The 21051-nt window shown below is 53.8% G+C and carries 18 protein-coding genes; 12 read left to right on the plus strand and 6 right to left on the minus strand.

Translation table 11 applies throughout. From position 1 onward, the window contains the following. Positions 1-7 precede the first annotated feature (7 nt). Complete coding sequence (locus Q4D85_RS05600; RefSeq protein ID WP_303198822.1) at positions 8-2752, plus strand: RNA helicase; 2745 nt, start codon at positions 8-10, stop codon at positions 2750-2752. On the opposite strand, the gene Q4D85_RS05605 is transcribed toward Q4D85_RS05600, so the two are convergent. Further along, the gene (locus tag Q4D85_RS05605) at positions 2721-3308 is read right to left on the minus strand and encodes a serine protease (protein ID WP_303198824.1); all 588 of its coding nucleotides are present in this window, start codon (positions 3306-3308) and stop codon (positions 2721-2723) included. The two genes, Q4D85_RS05600 and Q4D85_RS05605, sit on opposite strands and share 32 nt — an antisense overlap. A 73-nt stretch (positions 3309-3381) precedes the next feature. Between Q4D85_RS05605 and Q4D85_RS05610 the strand changes: the two genes are divergently transcribed. The 5 genes from Q4D85_RS05610 to Q4D85_RS05630 are packed head-to-tail and all read left to right on the plus strand — an operon-like array spanning position 3382 to position 8111. Beyond that, positions 3382-4515: a Xaa-Pro peptidase family protein gene (locus Q4D85_RS05610; protein WP_303198909.1), complete on the plus strand. Its 1134-nt coding sequence runs from the start codon at positions 3382-3384 to the stop codon at positions 4513-4515. 29 nt (positions 4516-4544) lie between these two features. Further along, on the plus strand, positions 4545-5309 hold the full coding sequence (locus Q4D85_RS05615; protein ID WP_303198826.1) for an SDR family NAD(P)-dependent oxidoreductase: 765 nt from the start codon (positions 4545-4547) through the stop codon (positions 5307-5309). A gap of 23 nt (positions 5310-5332) precedes the next feature. Then, a complete protein-coding gene (gene cbiE, locus Q4D85_RS05620; RefSeq protein ID WP_303198827.1) occupies positions 5333-6625 on the plus strand; it encodes a precorrin-6y C5,15-methyltransferase (decarboxylating) subunit CbiE in 1293 nt (430 codons plus the stop codon). After that, positions 6622-7395: a precorrin-4 C(11)-methyltransferase gene (gene cobM, locus Q4D85_RS05625; protein WP_303198828.1), complete on the plus strand. Its 774-nt coding sequence runs from the start codon at positions 6622-6624 to the stop codon at positions 7393-7395. The genes cbiE and cobM overlap by 4 nt, the downstream gene beginning before the upstream one ends. After that, positions 7383-8111 carry a cobalt-precorrin-6A reductase gene (locus tag Q4D85_RS05630; RefSeq protein ID WP_303198830.1) on the plus strand — a complete coding sequence of 243 codons (729 nt, stop codon included), beginning with the start codon at positions 7383-7385 and terminating at the stop codon, positions 8109-8111. Before cobM ends, Q4D85_RS05630 begins: the two co-directional genes overlap by 13 nt. 114 nt (positions 8112-8225) lie before the next feature. Here Q4D85_RS05630 and Q4D85_RS05635 read toward each other — a convergent pair whose 3' ends face one another. The 4 genes from Q4D85_RS05635 to Q4D85_RS05650 all read right to left on the minus strand — a co-directional run bounded on the left by Q4D85_RS05635 (position 8226) and on the right by Q4D85_RS05650 (position 12145). Beyond that, complete coding sequence (locus Q4D85_RS05635; protein ID WP_303198831.1) at positions 8226-8627, minus strand: hypothetical protein; 402 nt, start codon at positions 8625-8627, stop codon at positions 8226-8228. 78 nt (positions 8628-8705) lie between these two features. Further along, entirely contained in the window at positions 8706-10247 is a 1542-nt protein-coding gene (cobJ, locus tag Q4D85_RS05640; RefSeq protein WP_303198832.1) for a precorrin-3B C(17)-methyltransferase, read from the minus strand. A 39-nt stretch (positions 10248-10286) separates the two neighbouring features. Then, entirely contained in the window at positions 10287-10964 is a 678-nt protein-coding gene (locus Q4D85_RS05645; RefSeq protein ID WP_303198834.1) for a precorrin-8X methylmutase, read from the minus strand. Then, a complete protein-coding gene (locus Q4D85_RS05650) occupies positions 10961-12145 on the minus strand; it encodes a precorrin-3B synthase (protein ID WP_303198836.1) in 1185 nt (394 codons plus the stop codon). Before Q4D85_RS05650 ends, Q4D85_RS05645 begins: the two co-directional genes overlap by 4 nt. 403 nt (positions 12146-12548) lie before the next feature. On the opposite strand from Q4D85_RS05650, the gene cobN reads away from it, so the two are divergent. From cobN to Q4D85_RS05670, 4 genes are all read left to right on the plus strand, one after another. Continuing rightward, a complete protein-coding gene (gene cobN / locus Q4D85_RS05655) occupies positions 12549-16184 on the plus strand; it encodes a cobaltochelatase subunit CobN (RefSeq protein ID WP_303198837.1) in 3636 nt (1211 codons plus the stop codon). Between the two features lie 76 nt (positions 16185-16260). After that, the gene (locus Q4D85_RS05660; protein ID WP_303198838.1) at positions 16261-16773 is read left to right on the plus strand and encodes an FxsA family protein; all 513 of its coding nucleotides are present in this window, start codon (positions 16261-16263) and stop codon (positions 16771-16773) included. 60 nt (positions 16774-16833) lie between these two features. Beyond that, a complete protein-coding gene (gene lnt / locus Q4D85_RS05665) occupies positions 16834-18405 on the plus strand; it encodes an apolipoprotein N-acyltransferase (RefSeq protein ID WP_303198840.1) in 1572 nt (523 codons plus the stop codon). A 14-nt stretch (positions 18406-18419) separates the two neighbouring features. After that, positions 18420-19208, plus strand: a complete 789-nt coding sequence (locus tag Q4D85_RS05670; protein WP_303198842.1) for a polyprenol monophosphomannose synthase — start codon at positions 18420-18422, stop codon at positions 19206-19208. Positions 19209-19325: 117 nt separating this feature from the next. Here the strand turns inward: Q4D85_RS05670 and Q4D85_RS05675 are convergent, their stop codons facing one another. Then, positions 19326-19730, minus strand: coding sequence for an RNA polymerase-binding protein RbpA (locus Q4D85_RS05675; protein WP_303198844.1), 405 nt, complete (start codon positions 19728-19730; stop codon positions 19326-19328). 279 nt (positions 19731-20009) lie between these two features. On the opposite strand from Q4D85_RS05675, the gene Q4D85_RS05680 reads away from it, so the two are divergent. Together Q4D85_RS05680 and Q4D85_RS05685 are read left to right on the plus strand one after the other, a co-directional pair. Beyond that, complete coding sequence (locus Q4D85_RS05680; protein ID WP_303198846.1) at positions 20010-20342, plus strand: hypothetical protein; 333 nt, start codon at positions 20010-20012, stop codon at positions 20340-20342. Between the two features lie 11 nt (positions 20343-20353). Further along, positions 20354-21046, plus strand: coding sequence for a YceI family protein (locus Q4D85_RS05685; RefSeq protein WP_303198847.1), 693 nt, complete (start codon positions 20354-20356; stop codon positions 21044-21046). The last annotated feature ends 5 nt before the right edge of the window (positions 21047-21051 follow it).

Below are 21051 nucleotides of genomic sequence, written 5' to 3' on the forward strand. Positions count from 1 at the left end.
TTAAGGCATGCACCTTGATGAGTTCGTCTCCACACTAAAATTCCCCCTCGACGATTTTCAATTGGCAGGATGCACCGCAGTTGAACACGATCGAGGGGTTTTAGTATGCGCCCCTACAGGTGCCGGTAAGACCATCGTTGGCGAATTTGCCGTTAGTCTCGCCCTGTCCCGGGGGACAAAATGTTTCTATACAACCCCCATCAAGGCTTTGAGCAACCAAAAATACCACGATCTCGTGGCGAAACATGGCGAAGATACGGTGGGTTTATTAACCGGTGATGTGTCGATAAACCATAACGCCGACGTTATAGTCATGACCACTGAAGTTCTACGGAACATGATTTATGCACAATCACCCACCCTCGATCGGCTCAGCCATGTGGTGATGGATGAGATTCACTTCCTTTCTGATAAAAGCCGCGGTGGGGTATGGGAAGAAGTGATTCTTGGGCTTGATGATTCAGTAAACATCATTGGGCTTTCCGCCACGGTAAGCAATTCGGAAGAGTTTGGTCAGTGGTTAGGAACAGTGCGAGGGGACACCGAAGTGATCGTCTCCGAACACCGCCCCGTACCGCTAGACCAGTGGATGCTGGTTGGCAGACGAATGTACAGTTTGTTCGAACCTGGTACTACCGGTGAAGTCAATCAGGAACTGGTTGCTCGCATTGAGAAAATCGACCATGACAACCTAGAACGTGGACGCGCCGACTTTATTGCTGGTAAAGGATTTCGGTCTCGCGCCAGGGGAGAGTCCCGCTACGGTAAACCACGCCCACAGGATAAATACCGGCCACTCGGGCGCCCCGAAGTTCTCGACATCTTGGCGGGTCAAGAGATGCTGCCAGCTATTACATTTATTTTTTCCCGCACCGGCTGCGATGCCGCCGTTGCGCAGTGCCTACGATCCCGACTGGTGTTGACCACCGAGGAAGAATCTAAAGAGATTTCGCGGATCATCGACGAAGGAGTAGCGGGTATTCCCGATGAAGACTTGAAAGTATTGGGTTTTCGTCAGTGGCGCGCGGCGTTGATGCGGGGGTTCGCTGCGCATCACGCTGGCATGTTGCCTGCATTTCGCCATGTCGTCGAAAAGCTCTTCGTTAATGGGCTGTTACGTGCGGTTTTTGCCACGGAAACTCTCGCCCTCGGCATCAATATGCCAGCCCGGACCGTGGTTTTAGAGAAATTGGTGAAGTATGACGGGGAAGGGCACGTTGAGCTTACGCCAGGTCAATACACGCAATTAACCGGCAGGGCTGGCCGACGCGGCATCGATGTTATCGGCAATGCTGTGGTGCAGTGGTCCCCAGCCATGGATCCAGTGCGCGTAGCAGGGCTTGCGTCCACGCGCACGTATCCGCTGATTTCCACGTTCACCCCTGGCTATAACATGAGCGTGAATCTGCTCAAAACCATAGGTTTTGAGCCAGCACACCGCCTGTTGGAAAAATCTTTCGCGCAGTTCCAAGCCGATGGCAGCGTCGTTGACGAAGTTCGGGAAATTGAAAAAGCAGAACGCCATGTTCAGGCGACAGAGCAACAACTTGTCGGGGAGTTGGCCAACCGGAGTATCCCAAGCGAAAATCCGCTTGAAGAATTTGCCGAATACATGCAGCTTCGACGAGATTTAAGCACCGAGGAGCGGCGTGCGAAACGCTTTGCCATTGAAGAACGTGAAAAAGAGGTAACGACGATCCTAAAAAAGCTGCAGCTTGGCGATGTCATTGCCATGCCGACTAAACGTCAACCAGTATTAGCGGTGGTCGTCCAACCCGCAAGCGACGCGCGCGATCCCCGGCCGTTGATCGTGATGGAAAGTGGTTGGTGCGGGCGCGTTGATACTCAAGCTTTTGCCGTACCGCCGATGGTCATCGGGAATATGAAACTACCCCGCAGCGTCGTCGCACAACCCCATCGAAACAGCGGTCGGGTGGTGAGTCTTTTTGCGAAAACTCACTACCGCCGCCCGAAGAAGCTGAGGGAAAAGCCCAGGAATCGGCCGACGAAAGAGATCAACGCATTGCGGGCGGCACTGCGTGATCATCCGGCTCATTATTGGCCGGAAACCGAGGATCTCGCGCGGGTTGGTGAGCAATTAATCCGAGCTCGCGAAGAAGTCGCAAGGCTGAAACAACGCGTCAGCGCCGCTACTGACACGTTGGGCAAGCAATTCGATCGCATTCTCGAATTGCTAGCCGAATTAGATTACGTCGAATTTGTAGACGGTAATCCCCAGATCACAGATGAGGGTGAGCGGCTGGCGTTGATTCACAATGAAAGCGACCTATTGGTCGCCCAGTGTCTGAAACGCAGAATTTGGGATGGCTTGGATCCAGCGGAACTCGCCGGAGTTGTCAGCATGTGCACTTTCGAAAACCGGCGTGAAACTCGTGGTGAACCGGAAGGGGCAACCGACCCGATGGTTGACGCCATGAATGCCACGGTACGAATCTGGGATGAGTTAAGTTTCGATGAACGTCGGCACCGGCTACCGATTACCAGATACCCCGAAGGCGGTTTTGCATTGGCTATCCATCAGTGGACGGCCGGTGCGCCGCTTGGTTATTGCATGGCTGCCGCTGCGGAATCAGGTGCTGAATTGACGCCGGGCGATTTTGTCCGCCAGGCTCGGCAGGTAATTGATTTGCTGGAACAGGTACGCGACACCGCATATAACGAGGACACCGCGTATGCGGCGCGCCAGGCGATAACCGCGATTAGGCGTGGCGTCGTTGCAATTGGTTCATAGCGGAATGGATTTTCTGCGCTACCGGCGCTACCTGGGCAACGGTAGCGCAACCAATATTTCGGCCGAATGGTTCAAGAATCATCGATTGTAATGCGTAAACCGCGCCGTCGATAAGAATCGGTCCGCCGGAATCGCCGCGGATTGCTGGATGTCGCTGAGCAAGAAGTGCGGCATGGCGTACCCGTGTGTGTATGTTCTTTCCGAGGGCGAAGGGAAGGATTCCTAGTACTCGACCTGGTTTTATATCTGGGGTACCGCTGCCCAGCCCAACGCTGATCACGCGATCAGCCAGCCTCAGACTCCTTGAGCTAAGCGGCACCACCGCGACGTCGGCAAAGCCCGGAGTGCCTGCAAGCGGGGCTTTCACAACTGCAATATCTGTGTGCGGGATTCCGATCCATCCGGCAATCTCGCATGCCGAATGGCCAGTGTCGCATGGCGCGGAGATCTGAATATCCCGCGGCAGCGCGTGCCGCAGGAAATGTTTTGCGCTTAAGACAAAATTAGGGGCAATCCGCACCCCGGAGCAGAATCCATGACCTGAACGTAGCTTCACTAATCCGTAAGGCATAATGGGGTTGATTTTAATCGAAATCTACGAGGTGAAATCTAGGTTTAAGATGTCTGTTATGGTTTCTTCCTTTTCTCCCGAAGTATATTCGCGTCGGCTTATGAAAGCGCAGCAGCTGTGCGTTGAGCATAATATCGCAGGTCTTATTGTCGGAACTGGGCCGCAGTTTGCTTATTTAACAGGTTCGTGGATCGATACCTATGAACGCTTCACAGCTGTACTCATCCCGGCGGTTGGTCGAGTGTTTGTTATCGCTCCGGCGGTCGATCGAGGAGATATCAGCCGTTCGGTACTTGACGAAATGGATGTAACGGTCATCGGCTGGGTCGATGGCGAGGACCCGCATGCAATCGCCGTGGAAGCATTGCAATTGACTGGGGGACAACACCAAAAGGTCGGGATTGGCGCAAGTATTACAGCAGATCATTTACTGACTATTCAGCGGTTATTGGGTCCGCAAGTAGCGACGGTTCTGGCAACAGACGTGCTGGCGGAGTTATTCACCCGCAAAGACGATGAGGAGATTGATGCGCTTCGCCGCGCTGGTGCCGCAATCGATGCGGTCCATTCCCAGGTGCCTGCGCTGTTGCAGCCCGGCAAGACTGAGCGGGAAGTCGCGCAAGAACTTGAGAGGCTCATTCTGCGGGACCATTCTGCAGTTGACTTTGTCATTGTTGGCAGCATGGAAAACGGCGCGAATCCGCATCATGACTTCTCGGATCGTCACCTCGAAGCAGGCGATATGGTGGTAGTTGATATCGGTGGCACTTTCGGTCCTGGATATCATTCCGATTGCACTCGCACCTACATCGTCGGTGGTCGTGATGGGGAGATCACGCCAGAAATGTCTGCCATGTACAGTGTGCTTTTCGACGCCCAACAGGCCGCCGTTGCAGCGATTCGCCCCAATGTTACGGCGGCTGACATCGACAACGTCGCACGCGATATTATCTCCGCGGCAGGCTATGGCGAGTTTTTTATTCATCGCACCGGACACGGCATTGGCTTATCGACGCACGAAGAGCCATTTATCATGGCAGGAAACGATTTGGTTTTAGAACCGGGCATGGCGTTTTCCGTCGAACCGGGCATTTATTTGCCTGGAAAATTCGGCGCACGTATCGAGGATATTGTCGTCGTTACCGACACTGGCTGCGAACTGCTCAATAACCAGCCCCGGGAATTGCGATGAAACCACCAGTATCACAAGAGAACGTTTCGATGCCACCTGCGATCATTGTGTTGGGAGCAACCAGCGACATTGGCGCGAAATTGGTGCTTCGAATAGCTTCCGGACACCACGTCGTGTTGGCGAGTCGTCGACCTCATGATGTTGAAGCTGAGCTCACCGCTGCGCTGATGGCAGCGGGGGCAGTTTCGGTTGAATCGGTATTTTTCGATGCTGCAGATCTGCCGAGTCATGAGGTTATCATCGCATCAGTGGCGGAAAAGTTTCATATTAATCACGTGATCGTGTGTTTTGGCATCTTAGGCGACCAAAGGCAGGCAGAGACGAATTGGCAGCATGCCGCTGAAATCGCAACCGTCGATTACACCGCACAATTGGTGAGCGTGAGTGTTGCCAGTGACATACTTCTCAAGCAATCGGGAACCGGCCCAGTGGCTACGATAACCGTGTTTTCTTCCATTGCTGGGTGGCGGGCACGGCGAGCAAATTACGTCTATGGATCGACAAAAGCTGGGCTGGATGCGTTTTGCCAAGGTCTCGCCGATCGATTGCACGGCACTAATGCCCGCATCGTCATCGCCCGACCTGGGTTCGTCATTGGGACGATGACCCGGGGCATGACGCCTGCGCCGATGTCTGTTACCGCAGATCAGGTGGCAGATTCGGTGGCCAAGATACTCGTTGAACCTCCACAAAATGGTGGCGGTATGACTATCTGGATTCCAGGTAGGTTGCGGATACTGGCGTGGATTATGAAGTTAGTGCCACGCCCAGTCTGGCGTCGTATGCCTCGGTAAATTACCGACTACACTAAAGTGCTATGACCGAAGCAAAAGCCCGACTTCCGCAAAGTATTCCTAGCGATGCTGGAGACGCACGAGCCCTGGAGACAACGGTATCGGTTATTGGATTGCCCGCAATTGGCATGAGTGAATTAGGCGCTGCTGCGACAAAAGCCTTGTACGAAGCGGATGTGGTGCTCGGGTCATGGCGACAGTTGAATTTACTCGCGGACGATATTTCTGGCGATCGGCGTCCCTGGCCGTCTCCGATGATTCCGGCTTTGCCTGGCATTTTTGCCGAATTGCGTGGCAAGAGGGTAGCTGTCCTTGCTAGCGGTGACCCGATGTTTCACGGAATTGGCTCTACGTTGCGACGTAAATTCCCGGACATGCGTATAACCGTGTACTCTCACGTGTCTTCGGCGTCGCTGGCGTGCGCTCGTCTAGGGTGGGCGGTGGACCGGACGCCAGTGTATTCACTCGTTACCCAGGTTGTGGAGTCGCTGGTGCTGCCAATCGAATCTGGCCGACCATTTCTAATCCTAGGGCGAGACGAAAAAACACCAGGTGAAGTGTGTCAACTACTGGTTGATATGCATCAGGGTGACGCCCAGGTTGAAGTTCTCAGTGATCTAGGTTCAGCGGATGAGGCCCATTCTGTTGGTTGTGCGTTTCATCCGCCGTCTGTCGTCAGCGCGCTGAATGTCATCGCTGTTGTGCCGTCGAAAAGCGGCAACCCCCGAACTCCGGGGCTGCCTGACTCCAAATTCGAAAACGATGGCCAATTGACCAAATCGCATATTCGGGCGTTGACCGTTTCTGCGCTTGCACCTTCCGAGGGCGACGTTCTGTGGGATATCGGCGGCGGAGCAGGTAGCGTCGCCATTGAATGTCTGCGCGCCACCAACACCACTCGTGCGGTGTGTTTCGAGATCGACGAAATTCGCCGGGGTCGGATTTTAAAAAATGCCCGCACCCTAGGCGTAGCGCATAGACTCGCCGTCCAAGGGGAGGCCCCAACTAACTACACATCCGTCCCGGATAATCCCGATGTCGTGTTCATTGGCGGCGGCATCACCACCCCTGGCGTTTTTTCTGGCGCATGGGACCGACTCAAACCAGGTGGCAGGCTTGTTGCGAATGCGGTAACCATTGAATCCGAACAGATGCTGTGGAAGTTAAAAGGCCGACACGGCGGCACGCTGGCTCGATTTGATATAGCCAAAGAGCACTCCGTCGGTGGTTTCAGCACGTTCAAACCTGCCTTGCCCGTGACGCAGTGGGTCGTAACCAAAACCGACTCTGACTATCTGGAAGAATTTAACGAATGACCGTCTACTTTATCGGCGCTGGCCCTGGCGCCCCGGATCTACTGACGCTGCGCGCCGATCGATTAATCCGTAGCTGTGGAATGTGCTTGTACGCTGGCTCTATAGTCCCGGAGGAAGTTTTAGCCAATGTCCCGCCGGAAGCGGAATTGATAAATACCGCCCGGATGCCGCTGGATGCGATTACTGAAACAATCAGTCGGGCCCACCACGCCGGAATGGATGTGGCTCGTCTGCATTCAGGCGATCCGGCTATCTATTCGGCTGTCGCTGAACAAGCCCGAAGACTCACCGAATTAGGTATTGATTATGAGATTGTCCCAGGTGTGGCTTCTTTTTCGGCAGCAGCCGCGGCGCTTGGTCACGAATTGACCGTCCCAACTGTGGGCCAGACTGTTATCCTTACCCGGGTTTCCGGTCGGGCGTCAGCGATGCCAGCGGGGGAGGATCTTGCGACGCTAGGGGCAAGTAGGGCAACGCTATGCATTCATTTGGCGGCGCACGACATAGTTCGGGTGGTTTCCGAACTCGTGCCGAATTACGGCGCAGAATCTCCAGTGGCTGTTGTGGCGTTTGCCTCGCGCCCGGAACAAGTCATTGTTCGAGGAACCCTGCGCGATATTGCGCAAAAAGTCCAGGATCAGGGCATTACCCGTACCGCTGTCATTATCGTCGGTGATGTTTTGGCAGCGGATGGATTCCCAGATTCGTTCTTGTATTCAGATGATCGGCCACGAGATGACGAGGGAAGAACCATTCCATGCGCGCATTAATTCTGGGCGGTACCGCCGAGGGCAGGGAAGTAGCTAAACAATTGGTTATGCGCGGCTGGCATGTCACCAGCTCGTTGGCAGGGCGAGTCGACAACCCACGATTACCGGTAGGTGAGGTTCGAATCGGTGGCTTTGGTGGTCCCGCGGGACTTACAACCTGGTTAATCGACAACGGGATTGAGGTCGTCATTGATGCGACCCATCCGTTCGCTGAGCGCATCTCACTATCGGCTGCAGAGGCGGCGCGCGCTACCGGAATCCCGTTATTGGCGTTGCACCGCCCGGAATGGAAGCCACAGGCACGGGATAAGTGGATTCCAGTTGCCTCAATGGCGGAGGCAGCAAAAGTTGCAGCCCGGGACTTTCACCACATTTTCTTAACCATCGGCCGGCAACAGCTCGCACCGTTTGCTGAAGACCCGCATAATTTGTACGTCATTCGTACTGTTGAACCACCTCACGTTCCGTTGCCGCCTCGCCATCGGTTGATCCAGTCGCGGGGCCCATTTACTGTTGCCGATGAGAAAAAATTGATGCGAGGAAACCAAATCGATTGTGTGGTAACCAAAAATTCTGGCGGCTCCATGACCGAAGCTAAGCTGATCGCGGCCCGGGAGTTGGGCATTCCGGTGATTATGGTGCAGCGACCCGCGCTGCCCACTGTCGCCACTATCGTTTATAGCCCGGAAGAAGTAATCTCTGCATTGCACCAATGATGCAATCATATTCGGCTTTGAAGCCGTCCTACGAAAAACAACACCCAATCGAAAGCTACCGCCGTAAGTATCGGCAATGATCGCTCGATTGGGTGTTAGTGAATGTAGAACTGGTTAGATCTTGAAGAAGTTGAAGATCGCCACACGCAGTGGACCAAGCAGGACGCCGATTACGCTGAGGATGCTGACCGCGATCAAGATGGCTTGAACAGTTGCGCTCTGCCCGTCAAACCACCGTTCTGCTTTGGAGCTACCTTCGCTGACTTTGACCTTCGAAGCACGGTCTTTCATGTCTGAAGAAATCTTCGACTTTGAAGAGCTTTCGGAGGAGTTCTTCGAATTAGAAGAATTATTTGAGGAGTTGTTATTCGCGGTGAGGTTGATATCAGCGGAATTGGTGGTTTCGGAGGAACCCTGCGAGCTGGACTCTTCAGCAGCTGCGATGTTATTCATTCCGATGCCACTTGCCAAGACAGCGGTTGTGGTCAGGGTGGCAAGAGCGCGTTTGATAGTCATGCGAGACAAAACAGAGGCCTTCCTCAATTAATTGGATGTGATTTGTTATTGAACTGAGACTAATACATCTTAGTTTCATTAGTCATATCGGCGGGAGGTAAAAACTCGTTTCTCCCCCCGAGTGGTTTCATACACCTTGGTGGTTGAAGCCCCGATGATCACCATCGTGCGCATGTCGACGACCGTTGGATCGAAGTCTGCGATGGTTGTGATCGTGACTTCTTGTTGCTCACTTCCCACCGCACGTGCCACGATAACCGGCGTAGTAGGGGATTGATACTCGGCCACAATATCCCGCATTCGGGATACTTGCCATCTGCGTTCTTGAGAGGCTGGGTTATAAACAGCAAAAGCCATGTCAGCGCCAGCAAGAGCACGGATTCGCTTTTCGACGACATCAAACGGTTTTAGCCGATCTGATAGCGAAATCATGCCAAAATCGTGACCCAACGGTGCACCGACGCAGGAAGCAACAGCTTGCGCGGCAGTCATTCCTGGGATCACCCGGATAGGAATATCGCGCCATAGATCATCATCTGCGGTCTCTAATACCGCCGCAGCCATTGCGAAAACGCCGGGGTCACCGGAGGAAACAACGGCGACCCGTCGTCCAGCTTTCGCCATGTCTAGGGCCATCGCGGCGCGTTCTGCTTCCACCTTGTTATCGGAGAGGTGACGGCGCTGCCCGGCGCGTTCCGGTACCCGATTAATGTATGTCGAGTAGCCGACAATGTCTGTTGCTTTTTTGAGCTCTGCCTGTACTTCTGGGGTGGTCCATCGTGGTGCACCGGGCCCCAGTCCGACTACGACGACTTCTCCGATGGCTGCCGGATCTTCGGTGCGCGTTGATTCAGGTGATTGCTTATTTGACGGTACGACTGCGACAGCGAAATACGGGATTTCGGCTGGGTCGGCCTCTAGAAGCGGAGTATGGTTTTGGCCTTCCATACCGACTCGGGTGACAACGAATGCTCGATCGGCGACGCCTGCGGTTGTCATTGCCTGTTTTACTTTGGAAAACGTCCGTCCGAGTTTCATCACTACTGCGCAGTCTGTGTCACGTAGCTTTTCGGTTAGCGTTGCTTCGTCTAGGGTGCCGGGCAGGACAGTCAGTATTTCTTCGTCTTCGCATAAGGGTATGCCTAATACATCAGCGGCTGCGGTAATAGAGGGTATGCCGGGAATTATTTCAGCGGGGAAGTCTTCGGCCAACATGCGATGCAAGTGCTGGTAGGAGCTGTAGAGCATCGGGTCACCTAGGGCTAGTACCGCAACGGTTTTTCCAGCCTTAAGGTGTACGCTTAGGCGGTTTGCAGCGGTGGCATAAAACTCGGCCATGGCGCCGACATAGCCGCCTGGATGGTCGGTAATTCCGGTGGTTACGGGGTATTCCAGTAATTCGATGAGATGATCAGCCCGGATGTGCGTTTGCGCGATTTTTCGAGCCGTCGAATCGCCGCCTTTGCGTGCATGGAACGCTATGACATCGGCTTGGTCGATGGCGGCGACGGCTTTGAGCGTGAGTAATTCGGGGTCACCGGGCCCCACGCCAACGCCTATGAGTTTTCCAGTTGGTTTGGTTACGGTTTGCGACTGGGGGAGAGATTCAGGTGTATGCATAAGTGTTAAGTGGGGAACTACCTGGTAGCTGTGAATGAATTATGTGGTTTCGAGGATTTCCTGGCGGGTGGCTAACGCATTGAGTGCGGCGCAGGTGATCGCTGAGCCACCGCGTCGCCCGTGGACGGTGAGGAATTCAGTTCCCAGGGATTCTGCTACGTTTGCTAAAGCCAATTTTGATTCAGCTGCGCCGATAAACCCGACCGGAATGCCAAGAATCGCGGCTGGTCGAGGGCGTGATGGGTCTTCGTGCAGCCAATTAAGCAGGTGGAACAACGCTGTCGGCGCGTTGCCGATGGCGACGATTGCGCCGTTCAAATAGGGTTGCCATAATTCGACTGCGGCTGCGGTGCGGGTGGTATTTAATTGTGCCGCTAGATCTGGGGTACGTGGATCCCTAAGAAAACATAATGCTTCATTATTCTGTGGCAGCCGGGCGCGGGTAATTCCGGAATGAACCATGTGGACATCGGTGAGAATTGGTTTACCTGCGTCAAATGCCGCCCGGGCTGCGGGGACTAGCTGTGGTGAAAATTCGATGTCGCTTGCTAGGTCCGTTTGGCCCGCGGCATGGATCATTCGCACCGCAACTTGTGCCTGCTGGTCGTCAAAGCGAGCGAGATCCGATTCGGCACGGATCATGGCGAATGATTGCCGGTAGATTTCATTGCCATCGGTGATGTAGGAAAACGGGAATTCGGATTCGAATGAATTCATCGTGATGTAACCTCGTATTCGCCGTCACCAGTGGCGAGGTATTCAGTGTGTGATGATAGCGGGTGTCCGCAGCGTCGTTCGCAGCCGGAAAAGTGGATAAGGCCTGCCGGAATCGTGTCTGATTGCGCCAGGTTAGCTGCATCTTGTTGAGTATGTGACAGCGACTTATTGCAGCCGGGAAGCCCGGTGCAGGCTGTTATTCGCAACCAGGGTGAACGTTCGTCGAATATCAGGCCCATTGGGGCTAGTACGCGAAGCACTGCGTCGGCGTCGTGTTCAGGTATGTCGTGAATAACTAGAGATGCCCACGGGGTGATGGTGGTGGTGGCACCGATGGCCGCTAGAATCTGGGCGACTTTTGCCGACAAAAACCCGAACCTCAGACCAGCTCCCAACGATACGGTGTGTGAGTTTGGGGCTTCGTTTTCGAGCCACCCGATGGGACGAAAATTAAAAGCTTGTGTAGGTCGGGAATCCACAGCGTCGTGCTTTTCGACGACCGGCGAGTCTGCTAAAACTGCAAGGATCGATGCGATTGCGGTTGGGTTCTCACGCAACCGCCAATGTTCCCCTCTAGTGTTTTGCCACGCTTCTGCAGCCGCCGTGAGCAAAGGTGCGACCTGCTCTTCTGCCGTGATGACATAGGGCTGCAGCTGGCCGGCAAGTATTAATTGAAATCCACGGTCACAGCGACGAACACCAAAATCCGGACGCCTACTCAGCACGTCGCCGGAACCACCATCAATACCAAATAGTGTGCGCCCAGATAATCCGGTGACGGTGCCATTTGATAGGAGTGCGGTATCGAGCGCTTCAACCAGCGGCCATAGGTCTTTGTCCAGCGGGGAGGCTAGGATGTTTCGGATTTTGTCATGGGGGCGGGAGGGGAGAAACCCAGCGTCCTCAACCGCAGCCAAAAATTCTGCATCATTGCTAACACCCCGGAACTGAAGATTGCCGCGGGTGGTGATGTGGATTGTTCCATCGCCGATATCGGTTGAAATTCGGGCAATGTCTTGCCATTGTTCCGCGAGAATTTTCCCACCGGGAAACCGAACACGACCGATCGCACCATCTTGTGCGTTATGGAGTTTGATCGCACCTGGACACATGTCGCTTCGGGAACGATCTGGCGAAGTAATCAAAACACTGACATCAGCGTTTTCATTAAGGATGGTCATAGGATCTCATCCTAATCGGTGAGCCAGTAACTACCGAACTGGTGAAAAAGAATGTGTCGGAGCAGACATCAAACGTCGAAAAGCTACAACCAAGAGCGGAACGCGTCAACTTTGCCTTTTGCCGTGGGCTCACGTGGCTTTAGCAATCCGCCCCGAGAGATTGGGGTAGGAAACGCTTCACTTCCCATGCCTATGGGCTAAGGTAAGTCTATTGCATTGTTCGCAGTGAATCCGGTGTAATTCCGGGCGGTCGCGCCACTGTCACAGTCAGACCACTGCATATAATGCAACCGCTTTAAAATTCAACACCTGATGCGAATTTTTCCGCATCGTGGGTGTGCACACTTGTCTTGGCCCTTGCACTAAGGCGCGTCACTTTAGGCTTGGAAAGGAACCAACATCAATGATTACTTTGCTGTCCACCTCAGACACCGATCTGCTTTCGGCCCAAAAAGCAGGGGAATCGGCAGATGTACACTACCAATACGCGAATCCAAATTTCCTTAATAACGATTCGCTCAACGAACTTATAGCTACGACAGATATCTTTGTCGTTCGCCTTCTCGGTGGAAAACGCGCATGGGAATGGGGGATAGAGGCGCTTGTGGCCTCCGGGAAACAGGTCGTCGTGGTATCCGGCGAATTGGCTGTGGACGCAGAATTAACCGAACTGTCTACCCCGCCAGCCGGTGTGGTAACCACCGCCCATACCTACCTTGCTGAGGGTGGCAAAGACAATCTTGTTAATCTCCACAACTTCCTGTCCGACACGCTGCTTCTCACCGGACTGGGCTTTAATGAACCAGCGCATATGCCCATCTGGGGTCATCTGCACCGTGAGGGCGAGGATCCTTCGTGGCAGGTAGCTCCGGATGCGCCACGCATTGGTATCATTTACTACCGCGCGCAGCACTTAGCCGGAAATACCCACTATATCCACGCCCTCGCCGATGCAATCGTAGAACGAGGCGCCACCGCTGTGCCTATTTTCGCAGCGTCGTTGCGGCAGGCTCCGCCAGAATTGCTGGCCGAAATTGCCACCTGCGACGTATTGATCACAACTGTGTTGGCAGCCGGTGGCTCTAAACCGGCCACCGCCCAAGCTGGTGGGGATGATGAAGCCTGGGACGTCGCGCAATTGGCGGCGTTGGATATCCCGATCATTCAAGGCTTGGCTCTAACCAATTCTCGGAAGGAATGGGAAGAATCAGACGAGGGGCTCAGCCCAATCGATGTCGCTTCCCAAATCGCGGTTCCGGAATTCGATGGTCGGCTTATCACCGTACCGTTTTCGTTTAAGGAATACGACGCCGACGGCCTCATTTGCTACGTGCCCGACCACGACCGCTGCCAACGCTTAGCGGGAATCGCCTACCGGCACGCTCGGCTGCGGCATATTTCGCCAGCCGAGAAAAAGATTGTCCTTATGCTTTCTGCATATCCGACGAAACACGCTCGCATCGGTAACGCGGTTGGTTTGGACACCCCGTTATCGACTCTGCGGGTTCTGCGCGCTCTGCATAACGCAGGCTACGACCTTGGCGACATTGATCAGATCCCCGGGTTCAGCGTTGAGGGCGAGCTTGATGGCGATGCTCTCATGCACGCGATCATCGCCGCTGGTGGTCACGACCCTGACTGGCTAACTGAAGAGGTTCTTTCCAACAACCCCCTCAAACTACCAGCTGCAACATATCAGCGTTTCTTCGAATCATTGCCGGAAGAAATGCAAGCTGAAATGGAAGAACACTGGGGCGGGGCACCAGGGACCCATTACGTGAACCCAGAGACCAACGAGCTTTATATTGCGGGACTTAGCTTCGGCAATGTTGTGGTCATGGTGCAACCGCCACGTGGTTTCGGTGAAAACCCAGTCGGTATCTATCACGATCCCGATTTGCCCGCGAACCACCACTACCTGGGCACGTATTTCTGGCTCAGAGAGGTTTTCGGAGCGGACGCGATCGTCCACATGGGCAAACACGGAAATATGGAATGGCTGCCGGGCAAAAACGCCGGGCTATCCGCCGAGTGTTACCCGGACCAAGCCATCAATGAGTTACCCCTAATCTACCCGTTTCTGGTGAACGACCCAGGTGAGGGCACTCAGGCGAAGCGACGCGCCCACGCGACACTTATCGACCACATGATTCCCCCAATGGCGCGTGCCGAATCCTATGGAGATATCACGCGTCTGGAACAACTTCTTGACGAGCACGCCACGATTTCCGCGATGGATCCAGCGAAGCTGCCTGCTATTCGTCAAGAAATTTGGACGCTGCTTCAGGCCGCGAAAATGGATCGGGATCTCGGTTGGGCCGAGCGCCCCGATGAAGATGCCTTCGATGACAAAATGATGGAAATCGACGGCTGGCTATGCGAGATCAAAGATGTTGCCATCCGAGGCGGCCTCCATATCCTAGGCGAAACCGTCAGTGGTGACGTCCGGGTGGAGCTCGTCTTGGCAATGTTGCGGGCCCGCCAGCTCTGGGGCGGCGAAACCGCAGTTCCTGGCCTCAGGGAGACCTTAGGGCTTTCGGAATCCGGCGATGAAACTCGCAACCGTGTTGACGAGGTGGAAGGAATCGCCCAACAGCTGTTAACCAGCCTGGAAAACTGCGACTGGGACGCCGGAACTGTTTCCGAAATTGTCGCGGCAGCCGACTACTTACCGGCGAACACGAATAAAGATGAGCTGATCAAGCTTCTTTCATTTGCTTGTGGCGAAATCATTCCGCGGTTGGCGGAAACTTCCCGGGAAATCGACCAAATCCTACGGGCTTTATCGGGCCGTTTCATTGAAGCAGGTCCGTCTGGCTCCCCGATGCGCGGACTGGTCAATGTATTACCCACCGGCAGAAATTTCTACTCAGTCGACCCAAAGTCCCTGCCATCGCGTCTTGCGTGGGAAACGGGTCAGCTGCTCGCCGAATCTCTCATCACCCGCTACCGTGAGGAGCACGGCGATTATCCGAAGTCCGTGGGTCTTTCCGTGTGGGGAACCTCCGCCATGCGCACCTCAGGCGATGACATCGCAGAAGTCTTTGCGCTACTCGGTGTGCGGCCGGTGTGGGACGAGGCTTCGCGGCGCGTTATTGACCTTGAAGTTATTTCGTTGGAAGAACTTCGGCGACCACGTATTGATACCACTGTCCGAATTTCTGGGTTCTTCCGCGATGCTTTCCCGCACGTTCTCGCACTGCTTGACGACGCCGTCCAACTCGTCGCCAGCCTCGATGAGCCGGACGACATGAACTATGTGGCTGCACATGCCCGCGTCGATAAGCAAGAAAACCCCAAAGCCCACGTGCGCCGAATCTTCGGATCTAAACCAGGTACCTACGGTGCGGGCTTGTTGCAATTGATCGAATCTGGCAACTGGCGCGACGATAAAGACCTTGCCGAGGTTTACACAACTTGGGGCGGCTATGCGTACGGACGGGACCTCAACGGTGTCGAAGCAGCAGATGATATGCGCACCGCGTATAAGCGAATCCAGGTGGCAGCGAAAAACGTCGACTCCAAAGAGCACGACATTGCGGATTCCGACGACTACTTCCAGTTCCACGGCGGCATGGTCGCAACGGTTCGTGCGCTCACCGGTAACGACCCCGAAGCCTACATCGGCGATTCCACCCGTCAGGAAACAGTCAAAACCCGGACCCTGCACGAAGAATCCCGCCGCGTGTTCCGGGCCCGTGTCGTGAACCCGCGGTGGATCGAAGCGATGCGCAACCACGGCTATAAAGGTGCATTCGAGATGTCTGCCACGGTGGACTATCTCTTCGGATATGACGCCACAACAGGGCTCATGGAGGACTGGATGTACGAAACACTGACGGAAACCTACGTCAAGGACGACGTCAACCGCCAGTTCTTCGAGCAATCTAATCCTTGGGCATTGCGCGATATTTCCGAACGGCTATTGGAGGCGGCAGAACGTAAGCTGTGGGAAAATCCATCCCCAGAGGCTTTGGAAACTCTGCGTTCAACGTTCTTAGAGATGGAAGGTAACTTGGAAAGCCGCTCGGAGAACTAAGAAAGCTTTTACGCCATGAGCGATCACCCGCCCCAGCGATAATGTATTTTTACTGCTGGGGCGGTATCGTTGGGGCATGCCGTTACTCTTTGCGATCCCATATTTTTTTATCGAGGCGTTAAGCTTTTATGCCGTGGCTTCGTGGTTAGGCGTCGGGAAAGCTCTTCTTGCGCTATTCGTGGTCTTCTTCGTGGGTATCGTCGTTGCTGCGTGGGAAATGCGTCGAATTTCGGTTCAACTGGCCAAGACTCCGACGGATCCAGCAAAGATCGCGGGCAACTTCGGACTCGTCGCCGCAGGCGCGGTCTTATTGGCATTGCCTGGCTTTGCATCCAGCATCATGGGTTTACTGTTTATCCTGCCGCCAACGCGCGCTCTCGTGCGCAAAGTACTGGCTCGTAAGATGCGACACAGTATTGAGAACCTCGGTGTTCGCAGTTTTGAGATGACCAATACGTATCGCCAGCGTACTTCTTACGGCAGCTTTGGTACTGGAGCCACAGCCAGCCAGCCGGATCCCATCATCATTGACGAACAGGAGATTCGGGATTGGACCAAGGACGTTAAGCCGGAAGATTTCTCCAAGTAGCCAACAGCGATCCTGCTGATGGAAGTGCGGTCATCAATGTTGAATACTCACACATCCCAAATGTATGCGATTCTACGAATATGTCTAGCAGCGTTATCTGGCGTGCTGGTTTATGCTTCCTACCAGCCGCAGGGGATCAGCGTTGCTGGGATCGTAGGAATTGCGCTATTTTACGCCGCGTTATCGCCATTTCGCGGTAACCATATATCAATGCGGTTAGGTGCAGGGGTAGCATTTACCCATTGCGTTGTGCTGTATCTGTTGTTATTGCCGTGGATCGGGGAATTCGTCGGTAATTTTCCATACATTTCGCTCGCCGTTTTCCTTTCCCTTTATGGGATCATCCTCGGAATAGGAGCCGCAGCCATACAACGACTACCACATTCGTGGTTATGGTTTGCGTTCTTATATCTGGCAGTCGAATGGCTGCGTTCGCACTATCCGTTTGGCGGATTTGCATGGGTGCGCTTAGCGTGGGGGCAGGTTGGTAGCCCATTAGCTAATTTGGCAAGTATTGGCGGACCGGCGTTGGTCACTTTCGTAACGGTGGCACTTGCCACCGGGTTGTATACGATTGCTTTTCGACGCCATGTGGTGCCAATCGTTGTGTCTTTTATGGTGATTGCGGTCGGTACAACCTGGGCAACCGCCACGTTGGGATCGTCGCAAAGCGTTGGAAACGTCACCGTTGCAGCGATCCAAGGCAATGTGCCCCGGCTCGGTCTGGAATTTAATGCCCAGCGGCGCGCTGTTTTAGCGAATCACGTTACAGAAACCACCAAACTCAAAGACCGTGATCCTGTCGACTTGGTTATTTGGCCGGAAAACTCCTCTGACGTGAATCCGTTTGCCGATATGGCGGCGAGAAACCTCATAAATCAAGCTGTAGCTGCCGCTCAGGCACCCATTTTGGTAGGAACTATAACTCGTGACGAAGTAGGACCGCGCAATACGATGGTTGTATTCGATCCAGAATCTGGGCCAGGGGAGTTCCATCACAAAAAATTCCTCCAGCCGTTTGGGGAATACATGCCGATGCGAAAGTTTTTCCGGCTATTTTCCGAAAAAGTAGATTTAGCAGGCAATTTTCAGCCTGGTAACGGCACCGGGGTCGTGCAGATGCGTGCCGCAACGTCTGGTACGCCAGTTACCGTGGGCATTGCTACTTGCTACGAGGTTGCCTTTGACGCTGCAGCACGTGATGCGGTTGCAGGCGGTGCGCAGATTCTCACCACGCCTACAAACAATGCAACCTTCAATTTTTCCGACATGACGTACCAGCAACTGGCGATGAGTCGCATGCGTGCGATTGAAGTCGATAGGGCAGTGGTGGTTGCGGCAACGTCGGGGGTGTCTGCAATAGTGCAACCCGATGGAACGGTTACCCAACATTCCGGAATTTTTGAGGCAAAAACCCTTATCGAAACGTTGCCGTTGCGTAACAGTTCGACGTTTGCAGTACGGCACGGTTCTACAATTGAATACACGTTAGTTATCATTGGGTGGTTGGCAATGATCTTTGCACTGTGGCGTTTTTATAACACATCTGCTGGATCGGCTTCTGCACCGAAGCCAAACCGGAAATCACCTTCACGATCAAAGTCGGCCGCTGCGAAGAAGAAAAACCGCTAGGAGTCTACCGCCTTATGAAAACACTGGTCATCATCCCGACATACAACGAACTGGAGAATCTTCCGCTCATAACCGGTCGGGTTCGGTCAGCCGCCCCCGAGGTCGATATTCTCATCGTTGACGATAACAGCCCAGACGGAACGGGCAAGACTGCCGATGAAATGGCGGCGAATGATGCGAACATCCATGTCCTGCACCGCGAGGGTAAAGGCGGCCTTTGCGGCGCCTATGTGGCGGGTTTCCGGTGGGGGTTAGAGCGCGATTACGATGTTCTGTGCGAGATGGATGCGGATGGCTCCCATGCACCTGAACAACTACACCTGCTGCTTGATGAAATTGGTCGGGGAGCGGACTTGGTAATTGGTTCTCGATACGTCCCGGGCGGCACGGTTGTCAATTGGCCAAAGAATCGTTGGATCTTATCCAAAGGCGGAAACATCTATATCTCGCTCGCACTAGGTGCCGGACTATCCGATATGACCGCAGGTTATCGGGCGTTTCGCCGCGAAGTGCTAGAGTCCATTGACCTTGATGAGCTTTCTAATGCTGGCTACATTTTCCAAGTGGACATGGCGTTCCGCGTGGTCAAAGCCGGTTTCGATGTGCGCGAAGTTCCGATCACGTTTACCGAACGTGAAATTGGTGAATCTAAACTAGATGGTTCTTTCGTTAAAGACTCGTTGCTGGAAGTAACCAAGTGGGGCATTAAGCACCGCACTGAACAAATAAAAAACGTTACAACCGAATTCGGTGGTATGGCCAAACACGCGATTAAAAAATGGCGGAAAAAGCACTACCTATGATTCGCCATCCGTTGCGGTTCTCCTAAACCAGGATGGCAAACAGGATAAAAGAAAAGGGTGTTAAGGAATTCCGAACGAAATTCCTTAACACCCTTTGCTCATTTACGTGCAGTTTTATTACTGCTTTTCAGCAGCAGCTGCTGCCGCAGCAGCCTCTTCTTCCTGTTGTTGTTTCAACAGCCGGGCTGCATTACGACGCCGCTTGCGCAATTGTTCAATACGCTCTTCCAAAAGAATGTCTAGCTCTTCTATGCTGCGACGTTCCCGCAGCATATCCCAGTGGGTGCGAGGTGGCTTCGCTGGTTTAGCCTCAATGCCTTCGCCTTCCACCAGGATGCCAATCTGGCCGTTTTTGCACAGCCATTCACCAGGAATTTCAGCATCTTCAGCGAATGGAACCTCGTAGATTTCGCCTGTTTCGGTCCTATATCGCACCATCTGCCGCGGTGCGAGGTCGTGGTCACGGTCGGTTTCGTAGCTGACGGCACCCATGCGGGAACCACGGAGAACGCGATCTGCCATGTGCTGACCAGTCCTTTCATTGCTTAAGTTGCCGAAGGTAGTTGTACCAGTACACCGTTTCACTTAGGTGCAAGCACACAACTGCCATAAAGTCATAGATTATAACGTATAACCGATAGATTTGGTTCCCGACCGACGTCTTAATGGGCATACCAGCCATCGACGCCGGAGTTTCTTTAAGGTTATAACCACCACAAATGGGGTAACTATATGGTTTATACGCCCTAAGCGACTTAAGTAAAACTTGGGTCTGACCGAAAAAAGACTAAACTAATGCCAATGACAGTTAAACGCCAACCCACGTGCCAGTGGTGCGGTTCAGAGCTCGGCGATGTTGGACGGGGGCGGCCACGAAAGTTTTGCAGCCAGTCCTGCCGCCAACGTGCATATGAACAACGGAATGCTGTACACGGCACCGCCATTCCTGCATCTGCTGTCATAATCCAGCCCGAAAAGGTGGATCGCCTCCAAGATTCGTTATTTGAGCTAAGGTGCGCAGCTGAAGACATTAAAACAGCAGTCACCGACGGGGCATCCGCGGACGAACTGATTCCACTGTGCGAAGAGCTGGTGGAATTGGCACGTAGTATTGAAAAGCTCAGAATAAGGTGAGTGTGCATCAGATGGACAAAAAACGTAAACCATTAATCATCGGCACCGTAGCCGCAGTGATCTTATTAGCTACTTTTGCGGTTGCAACCGTATTGATACCGGTTTTCCAAGGTCCTGGCGTTAAAACCAGTGAGCTTGACCCACGTAATGCCACAGCCGCCACGACTGACATTGATGGTGCGTGGAAAGTCGTGTACGGAGATGCGCCAAACATCTCCTCAGTCGGTTTTACCTTCAATGAGTTATTGCCCTCTGATGCGCGAACAACGTCGGGGTCCACTCGTGGCATTCGTGGAAATGCCACGATATCGAATTCCACATTGACGTCCGGTCGCATTGAGGTTGACATGACCTCACTGAGTACGGATACGGAGCGGCGAGATATCAATGTCCGCCAAAAGATATTTGAGACCGATTCCTATCCGACAGCAAGCTTTGAGGTTACCAAGGATGTCGACTTGTCATCGGTGCCAGACAACGCCACCGTCGCAGAGATCACGGTTACTGGCGATCTCACGATTAAAGGCAAGACAAACAGTGTCACCTCGCAATACAAAGTACTGCGCGACGGGGATAAACTCACGCTGAGCACAACGATCCCGATCAACCGGCTTGATTACGGTGTAGAGACTCCGGAATTCGTCGCAGCCAAGATTGCCGAAGAGGGCGAATTAAACGTTCTGATCACTATGACGAAGGAATAATGCCG

Source organism: Corynebacterium sp. (assembly GCF_030532965.1).
In the GTDB taxonomy this organism is placed as follows: Bacteria; Actinomycetota; Actinomycetes; order Mycobacteriales; family Mycobacteriaceae; genus Corynebacterium.